This is a genomic window from Acidithiobacillus sp. AMEEHan, assembly GCF_030996345.1.
Taxonomy (GTDB): domain Bacteria; phylum Pseudomonadota; class Gammaproteobacteria; order Acidithiobacillales; family Acidithiobacillaceae; genus Igneacidithiobacillus.
Genome location: NZ_CP118747.1, coordinates 1412370 through 1426795, shown reverse-complemented (window position 1 = coordinate 1426795; position 14426 = coordinate 1412370). Strand labels below are relative to the sequence as shown.

Below are 14426 nucleotides of genomic sequence, written 5' to 3'. Positions count from 1 at the left end.
TGCGATTTTACGCGCCTATGCCTAGCCCTGGGACATGCTCGATGGCCGTAGGCCGCTCACGCCCGCGGCGCTGGTCCCTGACCTGCGCGGCTGCGGCGTTCTGCATCTTTGTCTCTCCGGCCTGGGCGCAGGATGGGCCGGTAACCCTCTACGCCGACCAGATCCAGGGCCTGGGCAGTGGCCAATGGACGGCCACGGGCAATGTCGAGGTGCTCTACGGCGATCGCCGCCTCTATGCCCATCAGGCGCATTACGACGAGAAGAAGGACGAAATCATCGCCAAGGGGCAGGTGCACCTGGTGAGCCCGGGAATCGTCACCAATGCACCGGAGGCAACCCTGAAGATCCACAGCAATCAGGGTATCGTTCTCCATCCGCGTTTCCTGCTGCCGAGTCAGGATGGCCATGGGCAGGCGAGCAGCGGGCAGGAACTTGGCAAGGATCACTACCGCCTCAACGAAGCCTGCTACACCACCTGCCACGGGCAGGTCCCGGCCTGGCAGATCTACAGTCAGCAGCTGGACCTCAACCAGAGCGACCAATACATCAGCACCTACAACAGCACCTTGAATGTCTATGGTCTGCCCGTCCTCTGGCTGCCCTATTTCAGTTTTCCGCTGCAGCGCCATTCTGGTTTTCTGCCACCGACCATTGGCAGTTCCACCATCAATGGTTTTACCCTGGGTATCCCCTACTATTTCGACATCGCCAGCAATCTCGATGATACCCTGACCGTAGAGGGACTGACCAAGCGCGGGATACTGGTACAAAACCAGTTCCGCTATCTGGAACCCGACTATAGTGGACAGTTGCTCCTCGCTTTGCTGCCCCACGACAAGCTCACCGGCAGCAATGTCTGGGCCGTATCCTGGCAGCACCAGCAAAATCTGGGAGATGGTTTTGCGCTCTCGGTCAATTACAATCGTGTCAGCTATCGGAATTTTCTCGCCGATCTCTCCGGGGTTACCGGCTTCAACGGCGGTTACATCGGCGGGGTCGGCAATGCGCCGTATCTGACCTCCACCGGCGCCATCAGCTATGGCAATCGCCATCTGCAGGCAGGTGTCATGGTGCAGGGCTATCAGGAGCTGCTGCAGGGCGGCGCCGCGCCCTACGCGCAATTACCCTATGTTTACGCCAATGGCTATTGGCGCCTGGGCAAAACCGGCTATTTCGACTGGCGCAGCAACTTCAATTACTTCTATGCTAGCACCGGTCCCATCGGCCAGCGCCTCGACCTCACACCCACTGTCGGTTGGAAATGGAGTCGCGCTTGGGGCTACCTGGAACCGCAGGCGCGGCTCTATTTCAGTCATTACCAGATCCAGCGCAATGGTCCCTATGCCCGCGTGAGCAACCGCAGCCTGCCGGCTCTGAGCCTGCGCGGCGGTCTCAACTTTGTTCGCGATGCCAAGGACGGCAGCAGTATTGTCCTGCATCCCATGTTCAAATACCTTTTCATTCCTCTGCAGGCACAGGACCAGATCCCGAACTTCGATTCCAGCCTGCCCTTCCAGAACTACGACTCGATATTCACCGACAACTCCCTATTCGATGGGAGCGATCGCATCAATGCCGCCAACCAGTTGGCCTATGGCCTGGAAGGATCGGGCTACAACCCGAATGGACGGGAAGTCTGGAGCGCCGCCATCGGTCAGATCCACTACTTTAACCGTCAGCAGATCGACCTTGCCGGCAATATCGTGGCGCAAAACAGTCGGTCCAATTATTTCTGGCAGGCCCAGTACGCCCCCCTGGCCAATCTCAATTTCCTCGCCAGTTCCGAAACCGACTCCAACTGGCAGCGTTTCGAGCGCATGGATTTTCGCGCGCAATGGTTGGCCCACAACGGTACGGTGCTCAATCTTGATTACCGTTACACGCGCAACTACGTCGATCAGGCGGGCGTCTCTGCAGCTCTACCCATCGGTAAACGATGGCGCGTCCTCGGTGCCTATCAATATGATGTGCAGGATGACAAACCCTTGGAGCAGTTGCTCGGGATCGGCTATGATGGCGGCTGCTGGACGGCTCAACTGATGATGTTTCACCAGATTCTACTGGGGGGACAGACGAACAACGCCGTCTACCTGGAAATCGTGTTGCGCGGTTTGACCAGCATTGGCAACAGTTCCAACGGTTTCCTCGATCAATATGTGCCCGGCGCCAGCATGGAGTTCTGATGTCCCGATACCGCTCTGCCCTTTTCCTCGCTGCTTTGGCTAGCAGTTGCTCTGCCTGGGCCGCAACCCCTTTCGTCAACCGCGAGACACTCCTGGCTGCACCACCGCCGCAGTCGCGAGTCTTTTCCGCCCGCTCCACGGAGGTACCGCAGGCCGCACCCCTGCCGCAGAACCTCGACACCCTCAACAAGGTAGTGGCGGTGGTAAATGATCAAATCATCACTTCACTACAACTCGACCAGAAGGTCAGCGCCATCAAGGCACAACTACAGCAACAGGATCCCGGCCAGTTGCCACCGGAGGCGATCCTGCGCCGTCAGGTACTGCAACAGATGATCCTGCAGGACATCGAGGTGCAGATGGCCAAACGCATGGACATCAACGTCGATCAGGCCACGCTGGACCAGGCCATTGCCAATATCGCCCACAGCAACAATCTGACCGCGGACCAGCTGCGCGAAGCACTGAACCAGCAAGGGCAGTCCTGGTCGGAATTCGAGGACAATCTCCGTGAGCGGATCCTGGTGGATCGTCTACAGCAGCAGGAAGTAGAGGCGCGGGTGCACCTCGGCAAGGATGAGATCCAGACCTTTGCCCGCCAGCTCAAACAAACTGCGGGAGTGAGTTTTGAATTGCAGCAGATATTCCTACCCTTGCCTGGCGACCCCAGCCCAGATGCCGTGAGTCAGGTGCGCCGGGATATCGAGCAGGTGCACCAGCAATTGGTTGATGGCGCCAGCTTCACCCGTCTGGCCACCGAGGTCAGCGCTGCCCGCGACGCTCTGCAGGGCGGTCGCCTGGGCTGGATCAAGGCCGCCGAGCTGCCCAGCGCTGTCACGCAGGCTCTGCTCAAACTGCAACCCGGCGATATCAGCCCGGTGATCCCCAGCGCCACCGGTTACCACATTTTCAAGCTCCTCAATGTCAAGCATCAAGAGCCATCGGTGACTGAGGTCAAGGCGGCGATGATCTTGTTGCACGCCGGCAAGGGTATCCAGGAGCAGGAGGCACAGTCCCAGGCCAAGGACATCGAGACCAGCCTGCAATCCGGGGTGAATTTCAGCGAGCTGGCCCGACGCTACAGTCAGGATCGTGCCACGGCAGCCAATGGCGGCGAATTGGGCTGGGTAGCACCGGGAAGTCTGCCCGACGAGCTGGAACGCGCACTGATGAGCTTGCCGGTGGGCAACGTGAGTGCCCCCATCCAGATCGGCGACGCCATCTATATCGTGCAGTCGCAAGGCCATCGCGAGGCTGCCCTGAGTGATGCGCAGCTGGAATCTGTCGCCCGCATGCAGCTTTTCAACCGTACGGTACGCGAGCGTATGGAGGAGTGGCAGCGGCGCATTCGCGATGGCGCCTATGTCGAAATTCTCGACCCGGATCTGCGCCTGCGCAACGCCTGAGATGAATAGCTCCATTTCGACTGGAAAGCCACAACAGAGTCCAGAGTCGCTCCTGGGGCACAGGTTTTTACCCGCCATCGCCTGGACACCTGCCTGGACCCTGTTTCGCAAAGAGGTATTGCGCTTCGCCCGCGTCTGGTTGCAAACGATTGCCGCGCCCCTGGTCACTACCCTGCTGTATCTGCTGGTTTTCGGCCATGCCCTGGGCGGACATATCCACATTTATCCCGGGGTCTCCTACATCGCCTTCATCGTTCCCGGCCTGATGATGATGTCGGTGCTGCAGAATGCCTTTGCCAACAGCTCTTCCAGCCTGATTCAGGCCAAAGTGACGGGCAACATCATTTTTCTTCTGCTGAGTCCCCTGCGCCCAACAGAGATCTTTCTGGCGATGACCGCAGCATCCATTGTCCGCGGCATTGCCGTGGGTTTGGCCATCTTGCTGCTGGCTCTGCTATTCCTGCGCTTGCCCTTGCAACATCCGGTGTGGATCTTGCTGTTTACCGTTCTCGGTGCGGGAGGAATGGGTGCGCTGGGTATCGTCGCCGGACTCTGGGCAGAAAAATTCGACCAGATCGCCGGCTTTCAAAACTTCCTGATCATGCCGTTGACCTTTCTCGCCGGAGTGTTCTATTCCGTGCAGTCGTTGCCGGGGACCTGGCGTCACCTGTCTATGGTCAATCCTTTCCTCTACATCGTCGATGGTTTCCGTTATGGGTTCTTCAGCGATGCGGACGTCTCGGTCTGGACTTCCCTCGCCGTCGCTCTGATCTTTTTTCTGCTCAGCTCGACGGTGGCCTGGCGCCTGTTGGCCAGCGGTTACAAGCTGCGTCCCTGAGCAACGGGATCACAGACACGACAATTTCAGGTAAGATGAAACGATGATGCAAGCAAATACGATCCGTTCCCTCATCGAGTCCGGTCTTCCCGGCGCTCAGGTGCAAGTATTCGGTGACGATGGCGCCCATTTCGAGGCCGTTGTCATCGCCGAGCAGTTTCAGGGCCAGAGCCTCGTCAAACGGCACCAGCTGGTGTACGCCTGCCTGGGCGACCGCATGCGCGAAGAAATCCACGCCTTGCAGCTACGCACTTTGAGCCCGGACGAAGCTACGGCTCGTTCCTAACTTTTTTCCTTCCCATTCGAGGTACAGTCATGGCCGACATTCAAGACATCATCCGGGATCAGGTAACCAAGCACCCCATCACCCTCTACATGAAGGGTAATCCGCGGGCGCCGCAATGTGGCTTCTCCGCCCGCGCAGTGCAGCTCCTGCAGCAGGCGGGCGTGAAAGAGCTCTTCACCGTCGACGTGCTCGCCGACCCGCAGATTCGCGACGGCATCAAGAAATTCTCCAACTGGCCGACCATCCCGCAGCTCTATATCAATGGCGAATTCGTAGGCGGCTCCGATATCATGGCGGACCTTTTCCAGCAGGGCGAACTGCAGAAATTGGTCAGTAAAGCGCAGGGCTGACGCAACATCGTGGACAAACTGCTCCTGCGTGGTAACGGCCCCCTGCGTGGCGAGCTGCGGATCTCGGGGGCCAAAAATGCTGCCCTACCTTGCCTGGCAGCGAGCCTTCTGGCGCGGGAGCCGGTTGTCCTGCGCAATATTCCGCACCTACGCGACGTCACCACCACGCTCGAGCTTCTGAGTTGTTTGGGCGCACGGGTACTGGTGGATGAACAGTTGGGGGTGGAAATCGATCCCCGCAGTGTCCACTCTTTGGTTGCGCCCTATGAATTGGTGAAGACCATGCGCGCCTCGATCCTGGTCCTTGGGCCGTTACTCGCTCGCCACGGCAGCGCAGAAGTCAGTCTGCCCGGCGGCTGCGCCATCGGCAGTCGTCCGGTCACTGTGCATCTCAACGGTCTGCAGGCCCTCGGCGCCGAAATTCGTCTGGAAGATGGCTTCGTCAAGGCCAAGGCTGCGCGCCTGCGCGGTGCGTCCATCGTCATGGAGATGGTGTCCGTCACCGGTACCGAAAATCTGCTCATGGCGGCGACCCTGGCGGAAGGACATACGCGCATCGAAAATGCCGCGCGCGAGCCGGAAGTGGTGGATCTGGCGCGCATGCTCAATGCCATGGGCGCCAAAATCCGCGGCGCCGGCACCTCGGTGATCGAGGTGGAGGGGGTGGATTCCCTGCATGGCTGCGAGCATCAGATCCTCCCCGACCGCATCGAAACTGGTACCTACCTGGTTGCAGCGGCCATGACTGGGGGCGACATTTTTTTGCGGCGCACCGATCCACGTCTGCTCGACAGCGTCCTGGCCAAGCTGCGCGAGGCGGGAGCGGAGCTCCGCGAGGACGGCGATGGCATTCGTCTGCGCATGCAGCAGCGAGCACGGGCCGTGGACATTCGCACCGCGCCCTATCCCGCCTTTCCGACCGACATGCAGGCGCAGTTCATGGCCCTGGATGCCATCGCCGAAGGGAGCGCAAAGATCACCGAAACGATCTTCGAAAATCGCTTCATGCACGTCTCCGAACTGCAGCGTCTGGGGGCGCGTATCGACAGCGACGGCAAAACGGCGGTCGTACGCGGTGTACCCCGCCTGCAGGGAGCGCCGGTCATGGCCACCGATCTGCGCGCCTCGGCTTGTCTGGTGCTGGCCGGCCTGGTTGCCGAAGGCGAGACCCTCATTGACCGCATCTACCATCTGGATCGCGGCTATGAGGTCATCGAAGAAAAGCTGAGCGCCCTCGGGGCAGATATTCGACGAGTACGAAATCGAAGCGGAAAGGCGGCATGAACGACATTTTGACCATTGCCCTGTCCAAGGGGCGCATTCTCGAAGAAAGCATTCCCCTCTTTGCCGCCGCCGGTATCGAGCTGGCCGAAGACCCCGACAAGTCGCGTAAGCTGATCCTGCCCAGCACCGACCCGCAGGTGCGCTTTCTCGTGATCCGCGCCAGTGACGTGCCCACCTATGTCAGTTGGGGGGCTGCGGACCTGGGCATTGCCGGCAAGGACGTGCTCCTCGAGCAGGAAAACCTCGCCCTCTACGAGCCCCTCGACCTGCGCATTGGTGTCTGCCGTATGTCGGTCGCAGAGCCCGCTGCCCTCGCTGCCGCTGACCGGCCGGAAAGCTGGGAGCGTGTCCGAATCGCCACCAAATACCCAAAAATCACCAGGCGCTTCTTTCAGGCGCGCGGCATTCAGACGGAAATCATCAAGCTCTACGGCAGCATGGAGTTGGCGCCCTTGGTTGGGCTCGCGGACCGCATCGTTGACCTGGTCTCCACTGGACGCACTCTGCGGGAAAATGGTCTCGTCGAGGTCGAGGAGATCATGCCCATTTCCAGCCGGCTGGTGGTCAACCCGGCAGCGATGAAACGCAAGGGAAAAGCCATTGAGGATCTGATTCGCAAACTAGAAGCGGAGATAGGGCAATGAAGCGTCTCGACACCCGACAAGAAGATTTTGCTGCCGCTTTTTCTGCCCTGCACGGCTGGGAAGCGAGCGGGGACCTGCAGGTGGAAGAGCGCGTGCGCGAGATCCTGCATGCCGTGCGCACGCGCGGCGACGCTGCCCTGCTCGAATACGGCGCCCGTTTCGATCGCTTGGTGCTAGCCGACAGCTCTGCTCTGGAAGTCCCCTTGCGCGACTGCGAAAAGGCTCTTGCCAGCCTGCCTGCGCAAGGTCGCAGTGCCCTGGAAGCCGCCGCTGAACGGATTCGGGATTATCACCAACAGCAGCTCGTGCAGAGCTGGGAAATCACCGATGCTGCCGGTAATCGCCTCGGGCAGCGGGTCCTGCCCCTGCAGCGGGTGGGGATCTATGTTCCGGGTGGCAAGGCCGCCTACCCCAGTTCGGTACTGATGAATGCCTTGCCCGCCAACGTGGCGGGGGTTGAAGAGATCATCATGACCGTGCCTACTCCCAACGGCGAGGTCAATCCCTGGGTCTTGGCTGCCGCCGCTGTTGCGGGTGTCGATCGCGTCTTTCGCGTCGGTGGCGCCCAGGCCGTCGCTGCCCTGGCCTACGGTACCGAGTCAGTGCCAGCGGTCGACAAGATCGTCGGCCCGGGCAACATCTATGTCGCCACCGCCAAACGCATGGTCTTTGGCAAGGTCGGCATCGACATGATCGCCGGCCCGAGCGAAATCCTCGTCCTCAGCGACGGCTCGGCGCCCGCCGAATGGCTCGCCTGGGACCTACTCTCCCAAGCCGAGCATGACGAAATTGCCCAGAGCATCTTCATCACTTGGGACGCCACCCACTTGGAGGCGGTTGCCAGTGCCGTCGACAAGGCCCTGACGGAACTCGACCGTGCTCCCATCGCCCGCGAAAGCTGGGCCAATCGCGGTGCCCTCATCCTCGCCCGTGATGCCGTCGAGGCCTGCGCTTTGGCCAATCAGGTGGCACCAGAGCATCTCGAGCTTGCCGTGCAGGAACCGCGTGCCCTGTTGCCGCAGATACACAATGCCGGTGCGATCTTTCTCGGTATCCACACCTGCGAAGCCCTCGGGGACTACGTGGCCGGACCCAATCACGTGCTGCCCACCGGCGGTAGTGCGCGATTCTCCTCGCCTCTCGGGGTCTATGACTTCATCAAGCGTAGCAGCTTGATCGAAGCCAGTCCTGCGGGAGCGGCCCAGTTGGGGAGGCTTGCCAAGACGTTGGCGGAGGCCGAGGGGTTGACGGCCCATGCGCGTTCGGCTGCGGCACGGGTGTCTGGCGGGCAATGAGCGGCAAGACCCTACAGCAGGAACTTCTACGCCCAGCCGTGTTGGCCAGCCACGCCTATGCGGTTGCCGAGAGCGCGGGCTTGATCAAGCTCGATGCCATGGAAAATCCCTATGGATTGCCCGACAGTCTGCGCAGTGCTTGGCTGGAAAAGCTGCGTGAGGCCGAGCTCAACCGTTATCCCACGCCGCGCCCCACGGCATTGCTGGATGCTCTCGCCCAGCACGGCGGCATCCCCGCCGGCATGGAGCTCATGCTCGGCAACGGTTCCGACGAACTGATCCAGATCCTGATTACTGCGGTGGCGGGTGCCGGACGACCGATCCTGGCGGTCGATCCGTGCTTCGTCATGTATCGTGTCATCGCCGAACAGCAGGGTCTGGCCTACCATTCCGTGCCTCTGGATGATAATTTTCAGTTGGATCTTCCCGCCTTTCTGGCGGAGATGGAGCGCTGCAACCCAGCCATCGTTTTCCTTGACTGGCCCAACAATCCCAGCGGTCAGATGCACCCGGTGGAAAGTCTGGAGGCGATCTGCGCCGCTGCACCCGGTCTGGTGGTAATCGATGAGGCCTATCATGCCTTCAGCGAGGAGAGCTTTGCCGGGCAGTTGGGACGCTGGCCGAATCTCCTGCTGCTGCGGACCCTCTCCAAGGAGGGCCTAGCGGGGCTACGCCTCGGCTATCTGGCCGGACCAAGTGCCTGGATTCAGGAACTCGACAAGCTACGTTTGCCCTACAACATCAACATCCTCACCCAAAAGAGCATCGCTTTCGCTCTACAGCACGCCGAGGTATTGGCTTTGCAAGCGGCGGAGATCCGCGCTCAGCGGGAAGTCGTCCTCCAACGCTTGCAAGAACTGGGGGTGCGAGTCTGGCCCAGCCGCGCCAATTTCCTGCTCTTTGCCCTACCCGGTCGTGCCGCTGCCATCCACGCTGGACTGAAAAGGGCCGGGATACTCATCAAGGCCTTTACAGGACATCCTCGCCTCGGTGACTATTTGCGCGTGAGCATCGGTACACCTGCCGAAAATCGCGCCTTTCTTGCTGCCTTGGAAGAGTTGCTATGAGTCGCGTTGCGGACGTCCGTCGTGATACCCTCGAAACCCAGATCAGCGTGCGGCTGGAGCTGGACGGTAGCGGCCAGGTGCAGCTGCGAACCGGTCTGCCCTTTCTCGAACACATGCTGCACCAGATTGCCCGCCACGGTCTCTTCGACCTCGAGATCGAGGCCCAGGGCGATCTCGAGATCGACGCCCACCACACCGTCGAGGATATCGGCATAACTCTCGGTCAGGCCTTTGCCCGGGCCGTGGGCGACAAGGCTGGACTGACCCGCTACGGCCATGCCTATGTTCCCCTCGACGAGGCACTATCGCGGGTAGTGGTAGATCTATCCGGGCGACCCGGCCTGGTCTACGCGGTCGAGTTCCCGCGGGCGCAGATCGGTACTTTCGACGTCGATCTGCTGCACGAATTCTTCCAGGGCTTCGTCAATCATGCTCAGGTCACCCTGCATCTCGATGCCCTGCGTGGTAACAACGCCCACCACATTGCCGAGACCCTCTTCAAGGCTTGTGGCCGAGCGCTACGCATGGCGGTCAGCGCGGATCCACGGGCTGGCAGCAGCATCCCCAGCACCAAAGGGACACTGAATCGATGAGTTATCGCAGTTCCGTTGGCATCGTTGACTATGGCATGGGCAACCTGTATTCCGTAGCCAAGGCGATCGAGCATCTGGGGGGCAAGGCAGTGATCAGCGCCAAACCCGCCGAGCTGGCCGCCTGCGATCGCCTGATTTTCCCCGGCGTCGGCGCCTTTGGCGATTGCATGGCGGCCCTGCAGGAACGCGAACTGGATGAGTTTCTTCGCGTTGCGGCGCAGAATCGTCCCTTTCTCGGCATCTGTCTGGGTATGCAGGCGTTGATGGAATCCAGCGTCGAGCATGGCGAACACGCCGGGCTGGGTATTTTGCCAGGCCGGGTCTTGCCCTTTCCTGAAGAGGCGCTGCACACTCCGCAAGGACAGCCCCTGAAGGTGCCACATATGGGCTGGAATCAGCTCCACCAGCTCGTAGCGCATCCCCTCTTTGCCGGCGTCCCGCAGGATGCTCATTTCTATTTCGTGCATTCCTTCTATGTCGAGCCGGCACATCCCGATCTGCTCGCCGCCTTTGCCGACTACGGCTTTCCTTTCTGTGCGGCGATTGCTGCCGACAACCTCTTTGCCCTGCAGTGCCATCCGGAAAAGAGTGGCAGTGCGGGCCTACGCTTGCTGGGCAATTTTCTGGAATGGTCTGGCGATTGCGGCAACGGCTGCGAGATTGCGTGAACATGGAGAAAAGAGCATGTTGTTGATACCCGCCATCGACCTCAAGGAGGGGCATTGCGTGCGACTGCGGCAAGGGCGCATGGATGACGGTACCACCTTTTCTAAGGATCCTCTGGCCACCGCCCGGCGCTGGGTGGAGGCCGGGGCGCGGCGCCTGCACATTGTCGATCTCGACGGTGCGGTCAGTGGGGAACCGGTGCATGCCGAGATCATCGGGGAAATCTGCCGCACTTTCCCCGACCTGGAAATTCAGGTGGGTGGGGGCATCCGCACCGACGAGCAAATCGAACGCTACATTCTCGCTGGGGTGAATTTCGTCATTATCGGTACCCAGGCGGTCAAGGCGCCGGGCTTTGTTGCCGAGGCGACGCTGGCCTTCCCCGGACATATCATCGTCGGCATCGATGCCCGCGATGGCAAGGTGGCCACGGAGGGTTGGTCCAAGCTCTCTCGACACGATCCCATCGATCTGGCGCAGCACTTTGCCAACGATGGCGTAGAAGCCATCATCTACACCGACATCAGTCGCGATGGCATGCTCAGCGGTCCCAACATCGACGCCACAGTTGCCCTGGCCCGCAGCATTCCAATACCGGTAATCGCCTCCGGGGGCATCGCCAACCTGGAGCAAGTGCTGGCCTTGCAGGCCCACGAAGAAGACGGGATCCTAGGTGCCATCAGCGGTCGCGCCATCTACGAAGGCACCCTCGATTTTGCCGCAGCGCAACGCCGTCTGGACGAACGCGATGCTCAGTAAGCGCATCATTCCCTGCCTCGACATCGACCAGGGGCGGGTAGTCAAAGGGGTGCAGTTTCTCTCCCTGCGCGATGCCGGCGATCCGGTGGAAACCGCCGCCCGCTATAATGCCGAGGGTGCCGACGAGCTCACCTTTCTCGACATCTCGGCTAGCCATGAAGGGCGGCAGACCATGGCCGATGTAGTCGCAGCGGTGGCCGCCGAGGTCTTCATTCCCCTGACGGTGGGTGGTGGCGTGCGCAGCGTGGAAGACGTCCGCACCCTGCTTCTGGCCGGGGCCGACAAGGTCAGCATCAACAGCGCAGCGGTCGCCAAGCCTGAGCTGGTGCAGCAAGCGGCGCAGCGCTTCGGCAATTCCTGCATCGTGGTGGCTATCGATGCGCGCCGTAGTGGCGAGCACTGGGAGGTATTTACCCATGGTGGCCGCCGGGCCACGGGTCTGGATGCCGTGGCCTGGGCACAGCGTATGGCCGCCCTCGGCGCTGGCGAGATTCTCCTGACCAGCATGGATCGCGATGGCACCGGGAAAGGCTTTGACATCGAACTGACCCGCGCCGTGGCTGATGCCGTGCCCGTGCCGGTCATCGCCTCGGGTGGAGTGGGCAAGCTCGAAGATTTCGCCGCTGGCATCGTGCAGGGCCATGCCGATGCCGTCCTGGCCGCCAGTGTCTTCCATTTTGGCCAATTCCGCATCGCGGAAGTGAAAAGTGCCCTGGCGCTGCAGGGCATTCCTATGCGTCTGGATGCCTGATGCATCCGCAGGCCGCCCGTTTGCGTAGAGAAAAACATGGATAGTCAGTACGACAAGCTGCTCGCTGCGGTGCACTGGAATGCGCAGGGCCTGGTTCCGGCGATTGCTCAGGATGCACGGAGTGGACAGGTATTGATGCTGGCGTGGATGAATGCCGAGGCCCTGCGCCTGAGTCTGGCGGAACGTCGGGGCATTTACTGGTCGCGCTCGCGTCAAGCCCTCTGGCGCAAGGGCGAAAGTTCTGGGCATGTGCAGCATTTACAAAGCGTTCACCTGGACTGTGATGGCGACACTTTGCTCTTACGTGTGCTGCAGGAGGGCCCCGCCTGCCATACCGGCGCCGACACCTGCTTTTTCCACGCGGCTGGAGAGCAGAACTGGGAAGATTCCGTGCCTCCGGGTGGCAGCGTTCTCGATGATCTCCAGGCGGTCATCCAGCAACGACGGCAGGCCGACCCGGCACAGTCCTATGTGGCCAAATTGCTCCAAGGCGGCCGTGATCGGATCCTCAAGAAAGTGGGAGAGGAGGCCACAGAGTTTCTGATCGCCTGCAAGAATCCCGAGACGCAACCGGTGCTTGCCGAGGCCGCAGACTTGCTCTTCCACCTCATGGTGGCGCTGGAGGAACGAGACTTGCATATCGATGACGTATTGGGCGAGTTGCAACGCCGCGAGGGATTGTCCGGATTGGTCGAAAAGGCATCTCGCAAGTCGGCTTGACGCTGTTATCCTTCTTGACTATGGTCAGGAGTGCATTGGCGCATCATCCCGTAAGGGAAGGAGATTCACATGGGCGCTTTCAGTATTTGGCATTTGATTATCATCCTGTTGATCGTGGTGGCCCTCTTTGGCACCGCCAAGCTGCGTAACGTCGGCTCCGATCTGGGCTCGGCCATCAAGGGCTTCCGCTCCGCGGTCAAGGAAGAAGAGGAAAAGAAGGAAAAAGAGGCTGCCATCGGGCATACCATTGAAGCCGAAGTCAGCCCGAAGACCGAACAGGAAAGCATTCACCGCAGCTAAGCCATGTTTGATTTCAGCTTTGGCGAACTCGCCCTCCTCGCGGTCATTGCCTTATTGGTAGTCGGGCCGGAAAAATTGCCCGAGTTGGCGCGTACTGCGGGGAAATGGGTGGGCTACTTCCGGCGCACGGTGAATAACGTGCGCTCAGAAGTGGAACAACAGTTGCTGCTCGACGAGATGCGGAAAGAGGCAGAGAAACTCAAAGGCTTTGCCAATGAGCCACTGCAGGAAGTGGAGAAATTCAAGGCGAGTATCGAGGAGCCTCTGTTGGCCGAAGGGAATCCCATCGAGACGGGGACACAGCTTGGTTCCAGCGGATCAGGAGGCGAGCCGGAAGTCACACTGCCGCCCCCGAGCAGCAGCCCCTCCCGCCCCCAGGATCAAACGCTGCACTGATGAACTACTCCGGGGTAGTGCCACCCCTGCCGACACCCTGATAGCTCCTGGAATTTCATGGCGAGTGCAGACAAACTGAGCGGGTCCGCAGAAAATACCTTCATCGGCCATCTCTTGGAGCTACGTCGCAGAGTCCTCTTTGCGGTCATCGCGCTCTTCGTGGGTTTTCTTGTCTCCTATCCCTTCGCCCAGCAGATCTATGGCATTCTTGCCCAGCCATTGATCTCGGTCCTGCCCAAAGGCAGCCACCTGATTTACACCAGCTTGCCCGAGGTCTTTCTGACCTACGTGCAGCTATCGCTCATTTCCGGCTTCATCCTCGCCCTGCCGGTGATTCTGTACCAGTTCTGGGCCTTTGTCGCACCAGGTCTATATACCCACGAACGGCGGGTATTTTTTCCGATTCTGTTCACTTCCCTCGCGTTATTCGTGGCGGGCATCGTCTTCGCGTATTTCGTCGTCTTTCCCAACGCCTTTCGCTTCTTTGCCAGCTTCTCTGGCAACGACATCACCGCCATGCCCAAGGTCAGCAATTATCTCGCGCTGATCGTCAAGTTTTCCCTGGCCTTTGGGCTGGCCTTCCAAATTCCGATCCTGGTGGTGGTGCTGGTGCAGATCGGCGTTCTGCAGCTCGATACCCTGCGCCGGGGACGACGCTATGCCTTCCTCGTCTGCGCCATTGCCGCGGCGATTCTCAGTCCGCCGGATGTCATGTCGATGGTCCTGCTGATGATCCCCATGTATATGCTGTTTGAAATGGGGCTGTTATTTTCCGCCTACTTCGAACGCAGACGGAAGCGCATGGCCGACAGCGTGCCCGCAGAAGAGACCGACCCCGAGCGTGCCATGGACGCTGCCGAAGATAGCTTCCGCGACGACTAGCGCGGG

Annotated in this window: 17 protein-coding genes; all 17 read left to right on the top strand. The window is 60.4% G+C overall.

All coding sequences use genetic code 11. The features are described from left to right. Nucleotides 1-41: 41 nt before the first annotated feature. The 17 genes from ORD17_RS07260 (at nucleotide 42) to tatC (ending at nucleotide 14420) form a co-directional block, all read left to right on the top strand. On the top strand, nucleotides 42-2183 hold the full coding sequence (locus ORD17_RS07260) for an LPS assembly protein LptD (protein WP_308387668.1): 2142 nt from the start codon (nucleotides 42-44) through the stop codon (nucleotides 2181-2183). Beyond that, the gene (locus ORD17_RS07255) at nucleotides 2183-3589 is read left to right on the top strand and encodes a peptidylprolyl isomerase (RefSeq protein WP_308387667.1); all 1407 of its coding nucleotides are present in this window, start codon (nucleotides 2183-2185) and stop codon (nucleotides 3587-3589) included. Before ORD17_RS07260 ends, ORD17_RS07255 begins: the two co-directional genes overlap by 1 nt. A gap of 1 nt (nucleotide 3590) precedes the next feature. Continuing rightward, on the top strand, nucleotides 3591-4427 hold the full coding sequence (locus ORD17_RS07250; RefSeq protein ID WP_308387666.1) for an ABC transporter permease: 837 nt from the start codon (nucleotides 3591-3593) through the stop codon (nucleotides 4425-4427). A gap of 43 nt (nucleotides 4428-4470) precedes the next feature. After that, nucleotides 4471-4713, top strand: coding sequence for a BolA/IbaG family iron-sulfur metabolism protein (locus ORD17_RS07245; RefSeq protein ID WP_308387665.1), 243 nt, complete (start codon nucleotides 4471-4473; stop codon nucleotides 4711-4713). A gap of 29 nt (nucleotides 4714-4742) precedes the next feature. Then, nucleotides 4743-5063 (top strand): Grx4 family monothiol glutaredoxin, encoded by a 321-nt coding sequence (gene grxD / locus ORD17_RS07240; protein WP_308387664.1) that lies wholly within the window; start codon nucleotides 4743-4745, stop codon nucleotides 5061-5063. Nucleotides 5064-5072: 9 nt separating this feature from the next. Then, nucleotides 5073-6347 (top strand): UDP-N-acetylglucosamine 1-carboxyvinyltransferase, encoded by a 1275-nt coding sequence (gene murA, locus ORD17_RS07235; protein ID WP_308387663.1) that lies wholly within the window; start codon nucleotides 5073-5075, stop codon nucleotides 6345-6347. Beyond that, nucleotides 6344-6991 carry an ATP phosphoribosyltransferase gene (gene hisG, locus ORD17_RS07230; protein WP_308387661.1) on the top strand — a complete coding sequence of 216 codons (648 nt, stop codon included), beginning with the start codon at nucleotides 6344-6346 and terminating at the stop codon, nucleotides 6989-6991. Before murA ends, hisG begins: the two co-directional genes overlap by 4 nt. Beyond that, a complete protein-coding gene (hisD, locus tag ORD17_RS07225) occupies nucleotides 6988-8286 on the top strand; it encodes a histidinol dehydrogenase (protein WP_308387660.1) in 1299 nt (432 codons plus the stop codon). The genes hisG and hisD overlap by 4 nt, the downstream gene beginning before the upstream one ends. After that, entirely contained in the window at nucleotides 8283-9353 is a 1071-nt protein-coding gene (hisC, locus tag ORD17_RS07220) for a histidinol-phosphate transaminase (protein ID WP_308387659.1), read from the top strand. Before hisD ends, hisC begins: the two co-directional genes overlap by 4 nt. Continuing rightward, complete coding sequence (gene hisB / locus ORD17_RS07215) at nucleotides 9350-9946, top strand: imidazoleglycerol-phosphate dehydratase HisB (RefSeq protein WP_308387658.1); 597 nt, start codon at nucleotides 9350-9352, stop codon at nucleotides 9944-9946. Before hisC ends, hisB begins: the two co-directional genes overlap by 4 nt. Continuing rightward, a complete protein-coding gene (hisH, locus tag ORD17_RS07210; RefSeq protein ID WP_308387657.1) occupies nucleotides 9943-10614 on the top strand; it encodes an imidazole glycerol phosphate synthase subunit HisH in 672 nt (223 codons plus the stop codon). Before hisB ends, hisH begins: the two co-directional genes overlap by 4 nt. A 16-nt stretch (nucleotides 10615-10630) precedes the next feature. Continuing rightward, entirely contained in the window at nucleotides 10631-11371 is a 741-nt protein-coding gene (hisA, locus tag ORD17_RS07205) for a 1-(5-phosphoribosyl)-5-[(5-phosphoribosylamino)methylideneamino]imidazole-4-carboxamide isomerase (protein WP_308387656.1), read from the top strand. Next, nucleotides 11361-12122 (top strand): imidazole glycerol phosphate synthase subunit HisF, encoded by a 762-nt coding sequence (gene hisF / locus ORD17_RS07200; protein ID WP_308387655.1) that lies wholly within the window; start codon nucleotides 11361-11363, stop codon nucleotides 12120-12122. The genes hisA and hisF overlap by 11 nt, the downstream gene beginning before the upstream one ends. A gap of 36 nt (nucleotides 12123-12158) precedes the next feature. Next, entirely contained in the window at nucleotides 12159-12842 is a 684-nt protein-coding gene (gene hisIE / locus ORD17_RS07195; RefSeq protein ID WP_308387654.1) for a bifunctional phosphoribosyl-AMP cyclohydrolase/phosphoribosyl-ATP diphosphatase HisIE, read from the top strand. 69 nt (nucleotides 12843-12911) lie between these two features. Further along, nucleotides 12912-13142 (top strand): Sec-independent protein translocase subunit TatA, encoded by a 231-nt coding sequence (tatA, locus tag ORD17_RS07190; RefSeq protein ID WP_308387652.1) that lies wholly within the window; start codon nucleotides 12912-12914, stop codon nucleotides 13140-13142. Between the two features lie 3 nt (nucleotides 13143-13145). Beyond that, nucleotides 13146-13538: a Sec-independent protein translocase protein TatB gene (gene tatB / locus ORD17_RS07185; protein WP_308387650.1), complete on the top strand. Its 393-nt coding sequence runs from the start codon at nucleotides 13146-13148 to the stop codon at nucleotides 13536-13538. 57 nt (nucleotides 13539-13595) lie between these two features. Next, nucleotides 13596-14420 carry a twin-arginine translocase subunit TatC gene (tatC, locus tag ORD17_RS07180; protein ID WP_308387649.1) on the top strand — a complete coding sequence of 275 codons (825 nt, stop codon included), beginning with the start codon at nucleotides 13596-13598 and terminating at the stop codon, nucleotides 14418-14420. The last annotated feature ends 6 nt before the right edge of the window (nucleotides 14421-14426 follow it).

Excerpts from the sequence above, each read along its gene's own strand:
- ORD17_RS07260 (WP_308387668.1), top strand. The coding sequence starts at position 42 with ATGGCCGTAGGCCGCTCACGCCCGCGGCGCTGGTCCCTGACCTGCGCG.
- ORD17_RS07255 (WP_308387667.1), top strand. The coding sequence starts at position 2,183 with ATGTCCCGATACCGCTCTGCCCTTTTCCTCGCTGCTTTGGCTAGCAGT.
- ORD17_RS07250 (WP_308387666.1), top strand. The coding sequence starts at position 3,591 with ATGAATAGCTCCATTTCGACTGGAAAGCCACAACAGAGTCCAGAGTCG.
- ORD17_RS07245 (WP_308387665.1), top strand. The coding sequence starts at position 4,471 with ATGATGCAAGCAAATACGATCCGTTCCCTCATCGAGTCCGGTCTTCCC.
- grxD (WP_308387664.1), top strand. The coding sequence starts at position 4,743 with ATGGCCGACATTCAAGACATCATCCGGGATCAGGTAACCAAGCACCCC.
- hisG (WP_308387661.1), top strand. The coding sequence starts at position 6,344 with ATGAACGACATTTTGACCATTGCCCTGTCCAAGGGGCGCATTCTCGAA.
- hisD (WP_308387660.1), top strand. The coding sequence starts at position 6,988 with ATGAAGCGTCTCGACACCCGACAAGAAGATTTTGCTGCCGCTTTTTCT.
- hisC (WP_308387659.1), top strand. The coding sequence starts at position 8,283 with ATGAGCGGCAAGACCCTACAGCAGGAACTTCTACGCCCAGCCGTGTTG.
- hisB (WP_308387658.1), top strand. The coding sequence starts at position 9,350 with ATGAGTCGCGTTGCGGACGTCCGTCGTGATACCCTCGAAACCCAGATC.
- hisH (WP_308387657.1), top strand. The coding sequence starts at position 9,943 with ATGAGTTATCGCAGTTCCGTTGGCATCGTTGACTATGGCATGGGCAAC.
- hisA (WP_308387656.1), top strand. The coding sequence starts at position 10,631 with ATGTTGTTGATACCCGCCATCGACCTCAAGGAGGGGCATTGCGTGCGA.
- hisF (WP_308387655.1), top strand. The coding sequence starts at position 11,361 with ATGCTCAGTAAGCGCATCATTCCCTGCCTCGACATCGACCAGGGGCGG.
- hisIE (WP_308387654.1), top strand. The coding sequence starts at position 12,159 with ATGGATAGTCAGTACGACAAGCTGCTCGCTGCGGTGCACTGGAATGCG.
- tatA (WP_308387652.1), top strand. The coding sequence starts at position 12,912 with ATGGGCGCTTTCAGTATTTGGCATTTGATTATCATCCTGTTGATCGTG.
- tatB (WP_308387650.1), top strand. The coding sequence starts at position 13,146 with ATGTTTGATTTCAGCTTTGGCGAACTCGCCCTCCTCGCGGTCATTGCC.
- tatC (WP_308387649.1), top strand. The coding sequence starts at position 13,596 with ATGGCGAGTGCAGACAAACTGAGCGGGTCCGCAGAAAATACCTTCATC.